This is a genomic window from Dokdonella sp. (assembly GCF_035511235.1).
Classification (GTDB): domain Bacteria; phylum Pseudomonadota; class Gammaproteobacteria; order Xanthomonadales; family Rhodanobacteraceae; genus Dokdonella.
Genome location: NZ_DATKFQ010000009.1, coordinates 288,891 through 304,086, shown reverse-complemented (window position 1 = coordinate 304,086; position 15,196 = coordinate 288,891). Strand labels below are relative to the sequence as shown.

Annotated in this window: 17 protein-coding genes; 14 read left to right on the top strand and 3 right to left on the bottom strand. The window is 69.9% G+C overall.

Translation table 11 applies throughout. The features are described from left to right. The first annotated feature begins 103 nt into the window (after nucleotides 1-103). The 8 genes from VMR06_RS05470 (at nucleotide 104) to VMR06_RS05435 (ending at nucleotide 8,185) form a co-directional block, all read left to right on the top strand. Nucleotides 104-643 (top strand): hypothetical protein, encoded by a 540-nt coding sequence (locus VMR06_RS05470; RefSeq protein WP_325373838.1) that lies wholly within the window; start codon nucleotides 104-106, stop codon nucleotides 641-643. Further along, entirely contained in the window at nucleotides 607-1,635 is a 1,029-nt protein-coding gene (locus VMR06_RS05465) for a M12 family metallo-peptidase (RefSeq protein WP_325373836.1), read from the top strand. Before VMR06_RS05470 ends, VMR06_RS05465 begins: the two co-directional genes overlap by 37 nt. Then, the gene (locus tag VMR06_RS05460; protein WP_325373834.1) at nucleotides 1,622-3,064 is read left to right on the top strand and encodes a hypothetical protein; all 1,443 of its coding nucleotides are present in this window, start codon (nucleotides 1,622-1,624) and stop codon (nucleotides 3,062-3,064) included. Before VMR06_RS05465 ends, VMR06_RS05460 begins: the two co-directional genes overlap by 14 nt. Before the next feature lie 72 nt (nucleotides 3,065-3,136). Continuing rightward, a complete protein-coding gene (locus VMR06_RS05455) occupies nucleotides 3,137-3,841 on the top strand; it encodes a response regulator transcription factor (RefSeq protein ID WP_325373832.1) in 705 nt (234 codons plus the stop codon). A gap of 1 nt (nucleotide 3,842) precedes the next feature. Beyond that, on the top strand, nucleotides 3,843-5,243 hold the full coding sequence (locus VMR06_RS05450) for an ATP-binding protein (RefSeq protein ID WP_325373830.1): 1,401 nt from the start codon (nucleotides 3,843-3,845) through the stop codon (nucleotides 5,241-5,243). Nucleotides 5,244-5,309: 66 nt separating this feature from the next. Then, the gene (locus VMR06_RS05445) at nucleotides 5,310-6,323 is read left to right on the top strand and encodes an alpha/beta hydrolase (RefSeq protein ID WP_325373828.1); all 1,014 of its coding nucleotides are present in this window, start codon (nucleotides 5,310-5,312) and stop codon (nucleotides 6,321-6,323) included. Between the two features lies 1 nt (nucleotide 6,324). Beyond that, entirely contained in the window at nucleotides 6,325-7,635 is a 1,311-nt protein-coding gene (locus VMR06_RS05440) for an ATP-binding protein (RefSeq protein WP_325373826.1), read from the top strand. Then, on the top strand, nucleotides 7,628-8,185 hold the full coding sequence (locus tag VMR06_RS05435; RefSeq protein ID WP_325373824.1) for a response regulator transcription factor: 558 nt from the start codon (nucleotides 7,628-7,630) through the stop codon (nucleotides 8,183-8,185). The genes VMR06_RS05440 and VMR06_RS05435 overlap by 8 nt, the downstream gene beginning before the upstream one ends. Before the next feature lie 263 nt (nucleotides 8,186-8,448). Here VMR06_RS05435 and VMR06_RS05430 read toward each other — a convergent pair whose 3' ends face one another. Next, nucleotides 8,449-9,324, bottom strand: coding sequence for a pirin family protein (locus tag VMR06_RS05430; RefSeq protein WP_325373822.1), 876 nt, complete (start codon nucleotides 9,322-9,324; stop codon nucleotides 8,449-8,451). 164 nt (nucleotides 9,325-9,488) lie between these two features. Between VMR06_RS05430 and VMR06_RS05425 the strand changes: the two genes are divergently transcribed. Continuing rightward, nucleotides 9,489-9,983 carry a DUF2782 domain-containing protein gene (locus VMR06_RS05425; RefSeq protein ID WP_325373820.1) on the top strand — a complete coding sequence of 165 codons (495 nt, stop codon included), beginning with the start codon at nucleotides 9,489-9,491 and terminating at the stop codon, nucleotides 9,981-9,983. A 46-nt stretch (nucleotides 9,984-10,029) separates the two neighbouring features. Here VMR06_RS05425 and hemF read toward each other — a convergent pair whose 3' ends face one another. After that, entirely contained in the window at nucleotides 10,030-10,935 is a 906-nt protein-coding gene (hemF, locus tag VMR06_RS05420) for an oxygen-dependent coproporphyrinogen oxidase (RefSeq protein WP_325373818.1), read from the bottom strand. 154 nt (nucleotides 10,936-11,089) lie between these two features. On the opposite strand from hemF, the gene VMR06_RS05415 reads away from it, so the two are divergent. After that, nucleotides 11,090-11,836, top strand: a complete 747-nt coding sequence (locus VMR06_RS05415; protein WP_325373816.1) for a glycosyltransferase family 2 protein — start codon at nucleotides 11,090-11,092, stop codon at nucleotides 11,834-11,836. Nucleotides 11,837-11,925: 89 nt separating this feature from the next. Here VMR06_RS05415 and VMR06_RS05410 read toward each other — a convergent pair whose 3' ends face one another. Beyond that, nucleotides 11,926-12,876 carry an acyltransferase gene (locus VMR06_RS05410; protein WP_325373814.1) on the bottom strand — a complete coding sequence of 317 codons (951 nt, stop codon included), beginning with the start codon at nucleotides 12,874-12,876 and terminating at the stop codon, nucleotides 11,926-11,928. An 88-nt stretch (nucleotides 12,877-12,964) separates the two neighbouring features. Between VMR06_RS05410 and VMR06_RS05405 the strand changes: the two genes are divergently transcribed. The 4 genes from VMR06_RS05405 (at nucleotide 12,965) to VMR06_RS05390 (ending at nucleotide 15,138) form a co-directional block, all read left to right on the top strand. Continuing rightward, nucleotides 12,965-13,702 (top strand): beta-ketoacyl synthase chain length factor, encoded by a 738-nt coding sequence (locus tag VMR06_RS05405; protein ID WP_325373812.1) that lies wholly within the window; start codon nucleotides 12,965-12,967, stop codon nucleotides 13,700-13,702. After that, on the top strand, nucleotides 13,695-14,516 hold the full coding sequence (locus VMR06_RS05400) for a lysophospholipid acyltransferase family protein (RefSeq protein WP_325373810.1): 822 nt from the start codon (nucleotides 13,695-13,697) through the stop codon (nucleotides 14,514-14,516). Before VMR06_RS05405 ends, VMR06_RS05400 begins: the two co-directional genes overlap by 8 nt. A 95-nt stretch (nucleotides 14,517-14,611) precedes the next feature. Further along, complete coding sequence (locus VMR06_RS05395) at nucleotides 14,612-14,875, top strand: phosphopantetheine-binding protein (protein WP_325373808.1); 264 nt, start codon at nucleotides 14,612-14,614, stop codon at nucleotides 14,873-14,875. Continuing rightward, entirely contained in the window at nucleotides 14,872-15,138 is a 267-nt protein-coding gene (locus VMR06_RS05390) for an acyl carrier protein (RefSeq protein WP_325373806.1), read from the top strand. Before VMR06_RS05395 ends, VMR06_RS05390 begins: the two co-directional genes overlap by 4 nt. The last annotated feature ends 58 nt before the right edge of the window (nucleotides 15,139-15,196 follow it).

The window sequence follows — 15,196 nt, the reverse complement described above, 5'->3', positions numbered from 1 at the left end:
ATTCATCCGGATCGTCACTCGGCACGGCGCGCGACATGAAGTTGCGGCATCGACGTAGCCTGGGTAGGCTGCCCTGGTCACAGGGGGAACAGGGATAGGTATCGTGCACCGATCGGCAACGACGTCGTTTTTTCTCGCGTGCTTGGGATTTTTGGCCGCATCGCCAGCTCTTGCACAGGACCAGGCACCGCGCCTGTTCGTCTCGATCGACCGACAGCCACCGCCGCAGGAACCCGGACCCTGGCTGCAAAGCTGGCATATCGCCATCGATCAGCAGGCGATACAACAACCGGCCCAGGCAATCACGCTGAATCTTCCGGACCAGCGCGAAGTCATCGTGCGGCTTGATCGCTGGTCGCCGAAAGCGGGCTACGTCTCGGAGCTGATCGGCGATGGACCCGAAGTGCGCTGGTTCCCGGACCCGAATGCCGAACCCGACGAGTTCGCGTGGGAATGGTATGGCCGCTCGGAGGGCCACACGATCTCGCTCATCTTTCATCATGGCGTGGTTGCGGCACGTCTCTGGACGCGGAGCACAAGTACGGATTGGAACCGCGCGCAGGTGGAGTTACCGAACTGGCCGAGGTCAATCCGGATTGGTGGCAAATGCATCCGGAGCGCGAGAATCAGTCCGAGCAAGTAACCTCGCCTGGTGATACTCCCAATGGTCTTACACCATCCGGCGGCCCGACCTGGAACTCGTCCTGTCCTGACCCTCTGCCCACAGCCGTTAGCGTAATCGATGTGCTGGTGATGTACACCCCGGCGGTTTTTGGCTCATATGGCTCCACCCTCGCTGGCGTCGAGGGAGCCGCAATCAGCGCTATCGCCAACGCCAACAACAGCTTGAAGAACAGCAACATCACTACTGTACGCTTCTCTTTGCGCGGCGTAGAGCCGGTGCCCAACCCGGAATCTTTCGACTACGACCAGCCAAACATTGGGAACGCGCTCTTCCATTTGGCAGGCGTGACCGGCGAGACGCCAGGCCAATACCCAGGCTGGACTTATGCGAGCAATGCCGGCGTCATCAACCGACGTAACGCGATTGGCGCCGATGTCGTCGCTCTGGCCCGAAGGAATCAAGCCTCGAATACGTGCGGGGCCGCTTTCGTGCATCGCCTGTACAATTTAGTCGGCGGCTGGATCGAGCCCGGCGCAGAGTTCGAACGAAAATCGTATCTGGTCTTCGATCCTAGCTGCGACGTCGACCGGCTCAATCTCGCCCATGAACTCGGCCATCTGCTGGGCATGGAACATGACCCGCTCAACACACAAATGCCAGGCTTCGCGTCTCCGACTTGCCCCTGGTCTTACGGGCATCGCAACTCTCATTCCAACCCGAATATCGGCTTCCGCACAGTGATGTCATACCCCACCGGGGTCGGAACTGGAGGGCCGATATGCACCGGGAAGCATGCCTGCCCCCTCATCGATGCTTACTCCAATCCAGACTTCGCATGGAACGGCGCAATTGTTCCCAATCCAACCTCCGGCGCCATACCCATTGGCGTCCAGAATAGCGGAAGCGCTGGACCCGCAGCGCGAGCCAACGATACGCTTGCGCGGCTAGCTCCCATTGTCGCGGAATTCCGGGCGAGGCCTGAGGTAATTTTCGCCAATGGCTTCCAGTAGTCTCATCCTGACGGGCTTAGCCGCACTGCTGCCTGGTTCCGTACACGCAGCTTTGACAGTCGGCGCTCCCACACTCGAAACATCGAGCCTTTATGGTGGGCCGGCTTACGGGCCATGCATCAATCCGTCACTCTCGGCCTCGGCACGCCTGCTGCTTTTCATGTGCCACTCCAGCGACATCGTCGCTGATGACGACAACGACCGCTACGACACCTTCCTGCTCGATCGTCAGACACGACATCTGCAGCGCGTCAGCGTCGACAGTTGGGGGAACGACCATCGATTCCACAGCGATATCGGCATCCCCTACGACAACGGACATCTGGTCGTCTTCGGTTCCAACGCGAAACTGGATCCGGTCATCCCATGGGAGTACTACGACCTTGGCATCAGCAATGTTTTTTTGCGTGATCTGCAAGAAGGCACGACCACGCTCATCGGCTTGAACCATCTTGGCGAATCCGAACGACTCGGCACTCGGTTTTCTGCTGCCCTATACGACAGAACGGAGGCCGTCCTTACCAGCGGAGCCAATCTTTTAGGAGAAGACACCAACGGCGCGCTCATGGAGGACGTCTACATTAGGAATTGGCGCACCGGCGCCATCGAGCTTATCTCCGGCTCGCCAAGTGGAGAGCAAAGCAACTGCTACACCGACAATGGCACGCTCGTATCGGAGAACGGGCGTTACGTCGTGTTCTCCAGCTGTGCCAGCAACCTCACCGATGACAATCCGCTAGGCGCACGCAATCTGTTCCTGCGTGACCGCTGGCTCGGAACGACTCGACGCCTGACCCGACACTGGGCGGGCGGGGAGTTCATCACGCCGCCGTACTTCTATCTCGACTCCGGCGCCGGCCGGATCATCGGCGAGCGCTACGTGCCTTTTTCCGCCATTGGCGGCGAACTGGTGCCCGGGGGAAACCCTATCCAGTTCCATACCTACCTGCTGGATATCCAGACCGGGGAAGTCGAGTTGATCTCTCGCTCCTGGACCAGTCCACCGTCCGCAGTCGATGGGTGGCGTCCCTCAATGAGCGCCGACGGCCGATACCTGGCGTTCCCTTCGCGATCGCCTGACATCACGGCCGATCCGGGCCCGACGCCCGCCGTGTATCTCAAGGATCGGTTTACCGATGAGATCGTGAACGTCAGCGCGGGATTGCCCGGCTCCTCATCCGATCTCTCGATCGTGAACATCTCGGCCGATGGCTCCACGCTTGCCTTCACCTGGCGCTACGACGCCAGCGCGCCGCAACCTTACGCCGGTCGAACGCTGATCTACACCGTCTCGATCCACGGTACGCCGCTCGAGCCGCCGACACCCGAACCCGTTCCGTCGACGAGCTGGACGGGACGCTTCGCCGCGTTGATGGCCTTGCTGCTCGGCGCCTGGATCGCTCTGCGCCGTCGCCGACAGGCGACGTAAAGCCTTGCAAAACCTGGAAATTGCCGGACAGCCCGGCCCGCAGGCGGCGGACGCGGCGCTATGCTTGCGCGCATGACCAAGAACCGGATCCTGCTGGCCGACGACGACGTCGAGCTGGCCCAGCTGCTGCGCGATTTCCTCGTGCGCGAGGGTTTCGACGTGGTGCTCGCGCACGACGCCGATGCGGCGATCGCCGCGGTGCACGGCGACAAGCCGTTCGATGCGATGGTGCTGGACGTCATGCTGCCGGGCCGCTCGGGGCTGGACGTGCTGCGCGAGCTGCGCCGCGACAGCACGCTGCCGGTGCTGATGCTGACCGCGCTCGGCGAGGACATCGACCGCATCCTGGGCCTGGAGCTCGGCGCCGACGACTACATCCCCAAGCCGTGCAATCCGCGCGAACTGGCCGCGCGGCTGCGCGCGGTGCTGCGGCGCGCGCACGGCGAGACCGGCACCGAGACGATGAGCGACCTGCAGTGCGAGAACGTGAGCTTGCGCGCCGCCGCGCGCAGCGTCAGCGTCGATGGCGAGCCGGTCACGCTGACCGCGACCGAGTTCGACCTGCTCGCGCTGCTGATGCGCGAGGCCGGGCGCGTGGTCACCAAGGAGCGCATCTCGCAGACCGTGCTCGGACGGCCGCTCGGTCCGTACGACCGCTCGATCGACGTGCACGTGTCGAACCTGCGCCGCAAGCTCGGCAATGCCGCCGACGGACAGTCGCACATCACGACGATCCATCGCAGCGGCTACCTGTTCCGCAAGCTCGACGAGCACTGACATGCGGCGGCTGTTCTGGCGCATCTTCGCGGCCTTCTGGCTGGCCATGGTGGTCCTGGTCCTGGCGATGGTCTGGATCACCACGCGCAACTTCGAGACCGAGAAGATTCCGGGTCTGGACGTCACGCGCCTGCAGGCGACGATGGACGACCAGCTCGCGCGCGTCGCGCGCGACCTGCGCCGCAACGGACCGGACGGCCCGCATCGCTGGCTGCGCGCCAGCGACGCGCGCGGGCCGGTGCGCCTGTATCTGCTCGACCGGCAGGGCCGCGATCTGCTCGACCGGCGCGTGCCGTCGGAGGCGGCCGAGGCGGCGCGCACCGCGCTGCTCGGCCTCGACCCGGCCGACCCCGCGCGCAGCGCGGCGGCCGAACCGGATTCGGACCGGATCCGGCTGCGCCTGGTGATCCTGCGCGACGGGCGGCGCTATGCGGCGGTCGCGGTGTTCGACGGCTCATCGTTCGGCCGCCTGCTCTACCACCGGCCGTACGCGTTCTGGAGTCACATCGGCCTGGCACTGGTCGTCAGCACCCTGGTCAGCGGCCTGCTGGCGTACTACGTCGCGCATCCGATCGGGCGCATCCGCGGCAGCATGCGCCGTTTCGCCGAGGGCGATCTCGACGCACGCGTGGGCCGGCTGCGCTTCGGCCGCAGCACCGAGATGACCGGCCTGGCCGGCGAGTTCGACCGCATGGCCGAGCGCATCCGCGCGCTGATCGAGAACAACCGCCGCCTGGTCCGCGACGTCTCGCACGAGCTGCGCTCGCCGCTGGCGCGTCTGCGCGTCGCGCTGGAGCTGGCGCGCGAAGGCGATCCGGCCGAGACCCGGCGTTCGCTCGACCGTATCGAGCGCGAGGCCGACCGCCTGGAGGCGATGCTCGCTCAGGCGATCGAGCTGTCGCGGCTGGAAACCGCCCACGAGCCGCGCCGCGAGCGCGTCGCGCTCGACGAGCTGGTCGACCACGCGATCCGCAACGCCGACTACGAGGGCGCGCTGCGCGAGCGCAAGGTGGTGCAGACCGCGACGGCGCCGATCCGCCTGCAGGGCGCGCCCGATGCGCTGTACAGCGCGGTCGAGAACATCATCCGCAACGCGCTGGCCTATACCGCCGACGGCACCACGGTCGAGGTCGCGCTGCTGCGAGATCCGGCCGATCCGGCGCTGGCGCGGATCGTCGTGCGCGACCACGGGCCGGGCGTGCCCGAGAACGAGCTGGTACGCATCTTCGAGCCGTTCTACCGCACCGACGCGGCGCGCACGCGCTCCAGCGGCGGCACCGGGCTGGGCCTGGCGATCGCGCGGCGCGCGGTGATCAACCACGGCGGCCACATCATCGCCTGCAATGCCGACGGCGGCGGCCTCGAAGTCACGATCAGCCTGCCGGTCGAGCCCGCGGCCTGACGCGGCAGCGCAGCGGCCGAAGACGGCGCGCTATCATCGAGGGCCGTCCGTCGCCGGAGCCCGCCGATGCGCCCATCCGACCGTCCGTCATCGCGCCGCCGGCGCGCCGGCGCCGCGCTGCTGGCGGCGCTTGCGCTGGCGCCGCTCGCAGCCGTGGCCGAAACCGAGGCTCCGCCGCTGCCGGCGGCCGAGGCATTCCGCTTCGAGAGCCAGAACCAGACGCTGACGATGCGTTATCGCGACGTGGCGCCGACCGCACCGGCCAACGGCCGCACGGCGCTGTTGCTGCACGGCAAGAACTTCTGCGCCGACTACTGGCGCCAGACCGCCGCGACGCTGGCCGGACACGGTTTCCGCGTGATCGTGCCCGAGCAGATCGGCTTCTGCGCGTCGGACAAGCCCGAGCGCTACCACTTCAGCCTGCACCAGCTGGCCGCCAACACGCAGGCGCTGCTCGCCAAGCTCGGCGTCGAGCGCGCCGAGCTGGTCGGCCATTCGATGGGCGGCATGCTGGCGCTGCGCTACGCGCTGCTGTATCCGCAGACGACGGCGCGGCTGGTGCTGGTCAATCCGATCGGACTGGAGGACTGGAAGGCCAAGGGCGCGCCGTACCGCTCGATCGATGCGGCCTACGCGGCCGAGCGCAAGAGCAGCTACGAGAGCATCGCCCGCTACCAGCGCGCCAACTACTACGACGGCGACTGGAAGCCGGCCTACGAAGCGCTGGCGCGCGGACTCGCCGCGGTCTACGCCGGTCCCGACGGCAAGGCGTACGCATGGAACGCCGCACTGACCTCGGACATGATCTACACGCAGCCGGTCGTGTACGAGTTCGAGCGCATCGCGGTGCCGACGACGCTGATCATCGGCCAGCGCGACCGCACCGCGATCGGCCGCGAAGGCGCGCCACCGGCCATCGCCAAGGCGCTCGGCGACTACCCGGCGCTCGGCCGCGAGGCCGCACGGCGCATTCCCGGCGCGCGCCTGATCGAGATGCCGGGCCTGGGCCACCTGCCGCAGATCGAGGCGCCCGACCGCTTCCGCGCCGAGCTGCTGAAGGCCTTCGAGCTGGCACGCTGACATGAGTGCCACGACGACCGCGGCCAGCGGCACCTGGCCGCACGGACCGCGCCAGCTGGTGTCGACGCTGGCCTGGCTGCGCCTGTGCGCGGTCGCCGGCCAGGCGCTGACGGTGACGTTCGTCGCGGTCTGGCTCGATCTGCCGATCCCGGTGATACCGCTCGCGATCGGCATCGCGGTGCTGGCCGCGTTCGCGCTGTTCGCGTTCTGGAGACTGGCGCAGCCCCGGCCGATCGGCAGTGCCGAGGCGGTGGTCCACATCGCGATCGACACGATCGTGCTCGGCTATCTGCTGTACCTGACCGGCGGTGCGACCAACCCGTTCGTCTCGCTGCTGGTGATGCCGATCACGCTGACCGCCGCGGCGCTGCCGCGGCTCTACGTCGCCGCGGTCGCGACGCTGGCGGCGACGACCTATCTGGTGCTGCTGCGCTGGTATCTGCCGCTGCCGTACGTGCACGGCGACCGCAGCTACAACGTGTTCAACCTGCACGTGGCCGGCATGGCGATCAGCTTCGTGATCACCGCCGGCCTGCTCGGTTTCTTCATCGCCGGCCTGGCCGGCGCGCTGCGTGCGCGCCAGGCCGCGTCCGAGCACGAGCGCGAGCGGGCGCTGCGCGACGAGGGCATCCTCGCGATCGCGACGCAGGCGGCCGGCACCGCGCACGAGCTCAACACGCCGCTGTCGACGATGCGCACGCTGCTGACCGAACTGCGCCGCGAGCACGGCGACCAGCCGCAGCTGGCCGAGGACCTCGCGCTGCTGGCCGGCCAGGCCGACCGCTGCCGCGACATCCTGCGCGAGCTGGTCGCGGTCGGCCGCAACCAGCTGGCCGGCAAGCCCGAGCGCACGACGATCGGCGCCTACGTCGACGCCGCGCGGCGCTCGTTCGCGCTGCTGCGACCGGAGATCGAACTGGACTACACGCCCGACGAGATCGTCGCCGAGCGCGCGGTCTACATCGTGCCGGCGCTGCGCCACGCGCTGATCAACCTGCTCAACAATGCCGGCGACGCTTCGAGCAGCGCCGGCCAGCTGCGCGTCGCGCTGCAGGCGGCGATCGTCGGCGGCTGGCTCGAGCTGCGCGTGCGCGACTACGGACCCGGCCTCGATGCGCCGGCGCCGGGCGGCGCCTCGATCGGCTTCTTCACGACCAAGCGCGACGGCCTGGGCCTCGGCCTCGCGCTGACCAAGGCCACCGCCGAGCGGCTCGGCGGCGAGCTGATCGCACAGCGTCCGGACGGCGGCGGCACGCTGCAGCGATTGCGCCTGCCGGTGTCGGTGCTGGAGAATGCCGGCCACGATGTCTGAGCCCGCTGCCACGATCCTGCTGATCGACGACGACGAGGTCTTCGTCCGCGTCCTGTCGCGTGCGCTGACCGCGCGCGGCTTCACGGTGGCGACCGCGCACGACCGCGCCTCGGCGCTGGCGGCCTGCGCCGAGCACCGGCCCGACCACGCGGTGCTCGATCTGAAGCTCGGCAGCGAGAACGGCCTGGGCCTGATTCCGGAGCTGCTCGCGGCCAGTCCGCGCCTGCGCATCCTGCTGCTGACCGGCTACGCGTCGATCGCGACCGCGGTGGAGGCGATCAAGCGCGGCGCACACGACTATCTGGCCAAGCCGGTCGATGCCGACCAGGTCGTGCATGCGCTGCTCGGCGACGGCCACGACGATGCCGAGCTCGAAGCCGCCCTGCCCGATGCGCCGCCGCCGCTGAAGCGGCTGGAATGGGAGCACATCCAGCGCGTGCTGGCCGAGTGCGACGGCAACATCTCCGAGACCGCGCGCCGGCTCGGCCTGCATCGGCGCACGCTGCAGCGCAAGCTGGCCAAGCGGCCGGTCCGCGAAGCCGGGCACTGATCGGCCAGGCTCGATCGCGGCACCGGTCGGGTGCTCGGCCGCGAGTCTTGGCGGCGGCACTTGTCGACACACCTGCCGATCGGCAGCGATACGCGACGCGTTGCCGATCGCCGAGGCGAAGGCTGTTCGCATAGCCGCGCAGCACGCGCTCGCAGCGACGCCGACGGACGCGCCGCGCTCGTGGATGCAATGCCTGCGAGCGAACCTCGCCGAACCTGACCGGTCATGGCGGGCGGCGCCACGATCGCGGCGCGCGCCGCGTATCAGCGCTCCGGCAGCGGAATGAACTCGGTCTCGCCGGGCACCTGGCCGAAGCGCTGCTCGGTCCAGTCGCGCTTGGCCTGCTCGATCCGTTCGCGCCGCGACGAGACGAAGTTCCACCAGATGTAGCGCTCGCCGTCGAGCGGATCGCCGCCGAACAGGAACAGGCGCGTCGGCGCCAGCGCCTGCAGTTCGCAGGCGCCGCGCTCGGGCAGCACCAGCATCCGCGAGGCGGTCAGCGTGTGGCCGCCGATCGCGACGGCGCCGTCGGCGACGTGGATGCCGCGCTCGCGATGATCGTCGTGGATCGTCAGCCGTGCGCCGGCGTCGCACTCGACCGCGACGTAGAGCGTGCGTGCGAACACCTGCACCGGCGAGGTCAGGCCGTAGGCGTCGCCGGCGACCACGCGCAGCCGCACGCGGCCGCCATCGAGGTTCAGCGTCGGCAGCGTCGCGGCCGGGTGGTGATGGAACGCCGGCGCGGTCTCCTCGTCGCTCTGCGGCAGGGCCACCCAGGTCTGGATGCCGTGCACGCGATGGCCGGCGGCGCGCTCGGCCGCCGGCGTGCGCTCGGAGTGGACGATGCCGCGGCCGGCCGTCATCCAGTTGACGTCGCCGGGCCGGATCACCTGGTCGAAACCGAGGCTGTCGCGGTGCTCGATCGCGCCGTCGAACAGATACGTGACCGTGGCCAGGCCGATGTGCGGATGCGGGCGCACGTCCATGCCGATGCCGGGCGGCATCTGCGCCGGGCCGATGTGGTCGAAGAACACGAACGGCCCCAGGTGGCGCCGCAGCACGTGCGGCAGGAAGCGCGCGACCTCGAGATGGCCGACGTCGTGGATGCGGGGCTCGATCGCCTGGAACGAATCGGACATGGACGCCTCTGCGGGAACGGATGTTGACCAGCACAGCATACCGGCCGCGCCGGCGCTTGCATGCGCGTGCGCAGCCGCACGCCTCGCCGCCGGTTTCTTGTCCGGGGTCAAACCGCATACAGCCGTGGTTTGCTAGGCTGCGGTCCCCGTCCGGAGATCGCGCCATGACCCGCCCCGTGCTGTTCGCTACGCTCCTCGTCCTGGCGATGCCGCTCGGCGCCGCATCGCCGCCGCGTCAGCAGACGCCGGTGCTGCCACCGCCGACGCTGGAGGATCCGGGCGTCGCGGCGCAGGCGCCGGCCAAGGACGCCGCCCCGAAACGCGATCCGGCAGCGGCCGGACAGGCGGTCCCGGCGACGCCGCCGAACGAGACCGACGCGCTGCCCAAGCCCGATACGCGGCCGGCGCGCGAACGCAGCGCACGCGGCGCGGCCGGCCTCGCCGAACGCACCGCCGCCAGCGACATCGCGATCCGCAAGCAGGGCGACGACACCGTCGAGGAGTACCGTCAGGACGGCAAGGTCTGGATGATCCGCATCGTCCGGCCCGACGGCAGCGACCAGACCTTCATGGACATGACCGGCAACGGCCGTCTGACGCGCGACCCGAACATGGGTCCGGTCGCGCCGGTGTATTTCCGCCTCTACGAGTGGAACTGAGCACCGGCGGCGCGCGATCGCGCCGCGGCACCGACGCCGCGGTGCGCTAGAGCCAGTCGCGCGGTCTGAGATAGTCGGCCAGCCGTGCCTCGGCGCTGTCCGGGGCCGGCTGGTAGCCGTACTCGAAGCGCACGCGCGGCGGCAGCGACATCAGGATCGACTCGGCGCGGCCGCCGGACTGCAGGCCGAACAGCGTGCCACGGTCGTAGACCAGGTTGAACTCGACGTAGCGTCCGCGCCGGTACAGCTGGAACTCGCGCTCGCGCTCGCCGTACGGCGTGTCCTTGCGGCGCGCGACGATCGGCAGGTAGGCGTCGAGAAATCCGTTGCCGACCGCCTGCATCAGTGCGAAACAGCGATCGAAGCCGCCTTCACTCAGATCATCGAAGAACAGACCGCCGACGCCGCGCGTCTCGTTGCGATGGCGGATGAAGAAGTACTCGTCGCACCAGCGCTTCCAGCGCGGATACAGATCCTCGCCGTACGGCGCGCACAGGTCGCGCGCGACGCGATGCCAGTGGTGCACGTCCTCGTCGACCGGATAGAACGGCGTCAGGTCGAAGCCGCCGCCGAACCACCACACCGGTACCCGCCCTTCGGCGGTCGCCTCGAAGTAGCGCACGTTCATGTGCGTGGTCGGCAGATGCGGATTGCGCGGATGGAACACCAGCGACACGCCGGTGGCGGTCCAGGAGCGGCCGGCCAGCTCGGGCCGGTGTGCGCTCGCCGACGGCGGCAGCGTCGAACCGTGCACGCGCGAGAAGCCGATGCCGGCCTGCTCGAACACCGCGCCGTCGCGCAGCACGCGCGTGCGCCCGCCGCCACCCTCGCTGCGCTGCCAGCGGTCCTCGGCGAAGCGCGCGGTGCCGTCGACCGTCTCGATCGCCGTGCAGATGCGGTCTTGCAGGTCTTGCAGGAAGGACTCGACGGGCAGGCTGGACGGCGGGGTCATGAAGATCGGCGATCGGCGGCGAAGCGCAGATGGTAATCGACGCGGGCGCCGCGCCCACGCGCTGAACGAACGCGCGTGCCGCCTTCGCAACGCAGCAAGCGATCGGGCGCGGCTGCGCTATTGTCGTCTCCCTCGCCTCGCCGCTCGCGCTTCCATGTCCGACGATACGAACGCCGTCGCCGTCCTGATTCCGGCTCTGAACGAGGCGGCGACGATCCGCGAGGTCGTCGGCGCGGCGCTGGCCGAATGCGCCCGGGTCATCGTCGTCGACGACGGCTCCAGCGACGGCACCGCCGAGCGCATCGCCGACCTGCCGGTGACCGTGCTGCGTCACGCGACGCCGCGCGGCAAGGGCCAGGCGCTGCGGGCGGGGTTCGAAGAAGCGCTGCGCCAGGGCTGCGCGGCGGTCGTCACGATGGACGCGGACGGCCAGCACGACGCGCGCGACATTCCGCGGCTGCTGGCCGCCGCGCGCTCGTATCCGGACCACCTCGTGATCGGCGCGCGCCTGCTCGGCCGCGAGCGTCAGCCGGCCGCGCGCCGGCGCGCCAACGCGGTCGCCGACTGGGGCATCTCCTGGGGCTGCGGACTACCGGTCGCCGACACCCAGAGCGGCCAGCGCTACTACCCGCGGCGAGTGCTCGAGCGCTTCGACCTCGCTGCCGACGATTTCGTGTTCGAGGCGGCGATCCTGATCGCCGCGGCGCGCGAATGCGGCGTCGGCATCGTCTCGGTGCCGATCGCGGTGCGCTATCCGGAAGGCGGCGCCAGCCACTTCCGGCCGGTCCGCGACATCACGCGGATCACCTGCTACACGATCGGCCAGGTGATCCGCCACGGCCACGTGATCGCCAGCTACCGGCGTTCGCACGGTCGCCGCCCGCTGATCTTCGAGGCCTGAGCGCAGCGGGCGAACGCAGCGACCGGCGGGGCGTGCGGCGGGGTGCGTCCGCGGCGGCGCGAGCGGCGGCGATGCGGCCCGGCACCCGATCAGGACCGTGGGTGGTCGCCGGCGTCCGGATCGGCGTCGGCCCAGAAGTCGTAGAAGTTGAACCAGTTGTACGGATCCTCGCGCACGACCGCCTCGAGGCGCCGCGCATAGCGCTGCACGACCTCGCGCAGCTCGTCCTCGCGGCGTTCGCGGGTCAGCGTCAGCGCGTCGGCGAACGGCTCGAACGAGAGATCGTAGCGGGCGCCGCCGCGGTACAGGCCCAGGCACAGGATCACCGGCACCTTGACCAGGGCCGCGACCAGGAACGGCGCGGTCGGGAAGCGCGCCGGCGCGCCGAGGAAGTCGACCGCGACGGTCTGTTCGTGCGGCCGCGCGCGGTCGCCGAGCACGGCGACCAGGGCACCCTGGCGCAACGCCCGGTCCATCGCGAAGACCAGCTCGGGCCCGGGCCGCGAGGCGTCGATCACGCGCCGCGCCAGATCCGGATCGAGGCCGTGCAGCAGCTCGGTCATCGCCGGCGTCTTGCGCGTGTCGAGCACCACGCGCACGTCCAGATCGCCGCGGCCGTGCGGCAAGGCGCGCAGCACCTCGAAACTGCCGAGGTGGGCACCGAGCAGCAGGATGCCGCGGCGCGGATCGAGCCGTGCGCGCAGCGCGTCGAGGCCCTCGACGCGGACCTCGAACGGGCGGTGGCGGTCGGTCAGCAGGAAGACCCGGTCCAGCGTGGTCGCCGCATAGGCGTGCAGATGGCGCAGCACCTCGCGCGGGCGTGCCGGCCGGCCCCAGACGCGGCTCAGAAAGGCCCGCGAGGCCTCGCGCTCGTGTGCGCGCCGCAGATAGAAATACCAGGTGACCGGATGCAGGATCAGGCGCGCCAGCCGGCGCCCCCCGCGCAGCGCGATCGTGCGGAGCAGCCACAGCGCGAAGCGCCCGCCGCCCTCGGGCCGGTCGCTCCAATGTACGCCTGCCGATCGTCCCGGCTCGATCACGCCACCCCTCCCCCAGCTGCGGCCGGCGAGGATAGCAGGGCCGGACCGCGGTAGGATGCGCGGTTTGCAGCCGCCCCGACGAATCGCGATGACCCCACGCCTGCAGGTGTCCCACCTGGCGACCTGGCCGGACGATCTGACCGGATCGCCCGCGGCCGGTGGCGGTGCCGACGCGCCGCTGCCAACGCTGAGCGCGATGGCGCCGATGATGCGCCGCCGCGTCGAACCGCTCGGCCGCATGGCACTGCACGTGGCCTATGCGAGTCAGGGCCAGGACACGCCGCTGCCGGTGGTCTTCGCATCGCGCTACGGCGACGTGCCGCGCTCGATCGCGCTGCTGCGCCAGCTGGTCGACGGCCAGACGCCGTCGCCGACGGCGTTCAGCCTCTCGGTGCACAACGCGATCGGCGCGCTGTGGTCGATCGCCAATGGCCATACGGCGCCGTACACCGCGATCGCCGCCGGCGAGGAGACCGTCGAGGCCGCGTTCACCGAGGCGATCGGCCTGCTCGTCGACGGCGCGCCGGCGGTCATGGTGGTCTGCTACGACGAGCCGCTGCCGGTGCCCTACGACGTCTACGCCGACCATCCCGACATGCCGCACGCCTGGGCCTGCCGGCTGCGTCTGAGCGACGGCGCCGGCATCAGCCTGAGCGCGCTGCCGGCCGCTGCGGACGCGAGCGCCCCGCAGGCCGGCGCCGCAGCGGACACGCCGGCGCCGGATCTCACCGCCGACCGCCGCGTGCTCGGCTTCCTGCGCTCGGACGCGCCGGGCCTCGACCACCGCGCCGGCGCGCGGCTGTGGCAGTGGCGGCGCCATGCGTGAGGCGCTCGACCGCGGCTGGCGCGTGATCGGCACGGGCCTCTCGTTCGCGACGTTCGGCGTCGGCGGCGTGCTGCTGTGGCTGATCTGGTTTCCGCTGCTCGGCCTCGCGGTGCGCGATCGCGCGCGGCGCACGCGGCTGGCACGGCGTTCGGTGCACCACGCCTTCGGTCTGTTCATCGAATGGATGCGTCTGCTCGGCGTGCTCGACTACCGCATCGAGGGCCGCGAGCGCCTGGACCGCCACGGCTTGCTGATCCTGGCCAACCACCCGACCCTGCTCGACGTGGTGTTCCTGGTCTCGCTGGTGCCCGAGGCCGACTGCGTCGTGCGCTCGGGGCTGGCGCGCAACCCGTTCACGCGCGGACCGATCCGCGCCACCGACTATCTGTGCAACGACTCCGGCGCCGGCCTGGTCGAGGATTGCATCGCCTCGGTCAAGAGCGGCAGCAACCTGATCATCTTCCCGGAAGGCACGCGCACGCCGGTCGACGGACCGATGCGTCTGCAGCGCGGCGCCGCGAACATCGCCGCGCGCGGACCGTGCGACATCACGCCGGTGCTGATCCGCTGCGAGCCGCGCAGCCTGACCAAGGGACTGCCGTGGTGGCGCGTACCGCCGCGCCGCATGCAGTACACGATCCGGATCGGCCAGGACATCCCGGTCGCGCCGTTCCTGGCGGCGGCCGGCGGCGAGGCCGGCTTGGCCGCGCGCCGCATCACCGATCACTTGCACCGCCATTTTTCGTATGGAGACGCAGGCGCGGCGGAGGCGGCGGACGATGCGTCGTCCGAACGGCTGCCGCAGAGCGGCTGAACGCGCCGGATGCGCGCCGCGCCGGCCTCCGCCCCGCCGCCCCAAACCGATCGACCCGTTCTAAACTTCGCCCCCACCGTCACCAAGGCCCCCTCATGCACGAACCGCTGGAGCAGGAGATCAAGCTGCTGATCATCGAAGCCCTCAACCTCGAGGACGTCGGCGCCGACGACATCGATCCGGACGCGCCGCTGTTCGTCGACGGACTCGGGCTGGACTCGATCGATGCGCTGGAGCTCGGCCTGGCGCTGCAGAAGCGGTACGGCGTGACGCTGTCGGCCGAGTCGGAGGAGACCCGCCGCCATTTCGCCAGCGTGCGGGCGCTGGCGCGCTTCGTCGCCGATTCCCGCACCGCATGAACGCCCCCGCGATGGCCATGACGCCCGACGACATCTTCCAGCGCCTCTCGGCGATCCTGCAGGAGACCTTCGAGATCGACCCGGCCGCGATCCGGCCCGAGGCGCGCCTGTACGAAGACCTCGATATCGACAGCATCGACGCGGTCGATCTGATCGTGAAGCTCAAGCCGATCGTCGGCGTGCGCCTGCAGCCGGACGCGTTCAAGTCGGTGCGCACGCTGCAGGACGTGGTCGATGCGCTGCACGGCCTGCTCGACGACTGACCTGCCGATGCGCTCCGGGCCCACCCGCGCGCGCCGGCCGGCGCGGTCCCGACCGCAG

Coding starts and splice junctions, on each gene's coding strand:
- VMR06_RS05465 (WP_325373836.1), top strand. CDS start 607: ATGCATCCGGAGCGCGAGAATCAGTCCGAGCAAGTAACCTCGCCTGGT.
- VMR06_RS05460 (WP_325373834.1), top strand. CDS start 1,622: ATGGCTTCCAGTAGTCTCATCCTGACGGGCTTAGCCGCACTGCTGCCT.
- VMR06_RS05455 (WP_325373832.1), top strand. CDS start 3,137: ATGACCAAGAACCGGATCCTGCTGGCCGACGACGACGTCGAGCTGGCC.
- VMR06_RS05450 (WP_325373830.1), top strand. CDS start 3,843: ATGCGGCGGCTGTTCTGGCGCATCTTCGCGGCCTTCTGGCTGGCCATG.
- VMR06_RS05445 (WP_325373828.1), top strand. CDS start 5,310: ATGCGCCCATCCGACCGTCCGTCATCGCGCCGCCGGCGCGCCGGCGCC.
- VMR06_RS05440 (WP_325373826.1), top strand. CDS start 6,325: ATGAGTGCCACGACGACCGCGGCCAGCGGCACCTGGCCGCACGGACCG.
- VMR06_RS05435 (WP_325373824.1), top strand. CDS start 7,628: ATGTCTGAGCCCGCTGCCACGATCCTGCTGATCGACGACGACGAGGTC.
- VMR06_RS05430 (WP_325373822.1), bottom strand. CDS start 9,324: ATGTCCGATTCGTTCCAGGCGATCGAGCCCCGCATCCACGACGTCGGC.
- VMR06_RS05425 (WP_325373820.1), top strand. CDS start 9,489: ATGACCCGCCCCGTGCTGTTCGCTACGCTCCTCGTCCTGGCGATGCCG.
- hemF (WP_325373818.1), bottom strand. CDS start 10,935: ATGACCCCGCCGTCCAGCCTGCCCGTCGAGTCCTTCCTGCAAGACCTG.
- VMR06_RS05415 (WP_325373816.1), top strand. CDS start 11,090: ATGTCCGACGATACGAACGCCGTCGCCGTCCTGATTCCGGCTCTGAAC.
- VMR06_RS05405 (WP_325373812.1), top strand. CDS start 12,965: ATGACCCCACGCCTGCAGGTGTCCCACCTGGCGACCTGGCCGGACGAT.
- VMR06_RS05400 (WP_325373810.1), top strand. CDS start 13,695: ATGCGTGAGGCGCTCGACCGCGGCTGGCGCGTGATCGGCACGGGCCTC.
- VMR06_RS05395 (WP_325373808.1), top strand. CDS start 14,612: ATGCACGAACCGCTGGAGCAGGAGATCAAGCTGCTGATCATCGAAGCC.
- VMR06_RS05390 (WP_325373806.1), top strand. CDS start 14,872: ATGAACGCCCCCGCGATGGCCATGACGCCCGACGACATCTTCCAGCGC.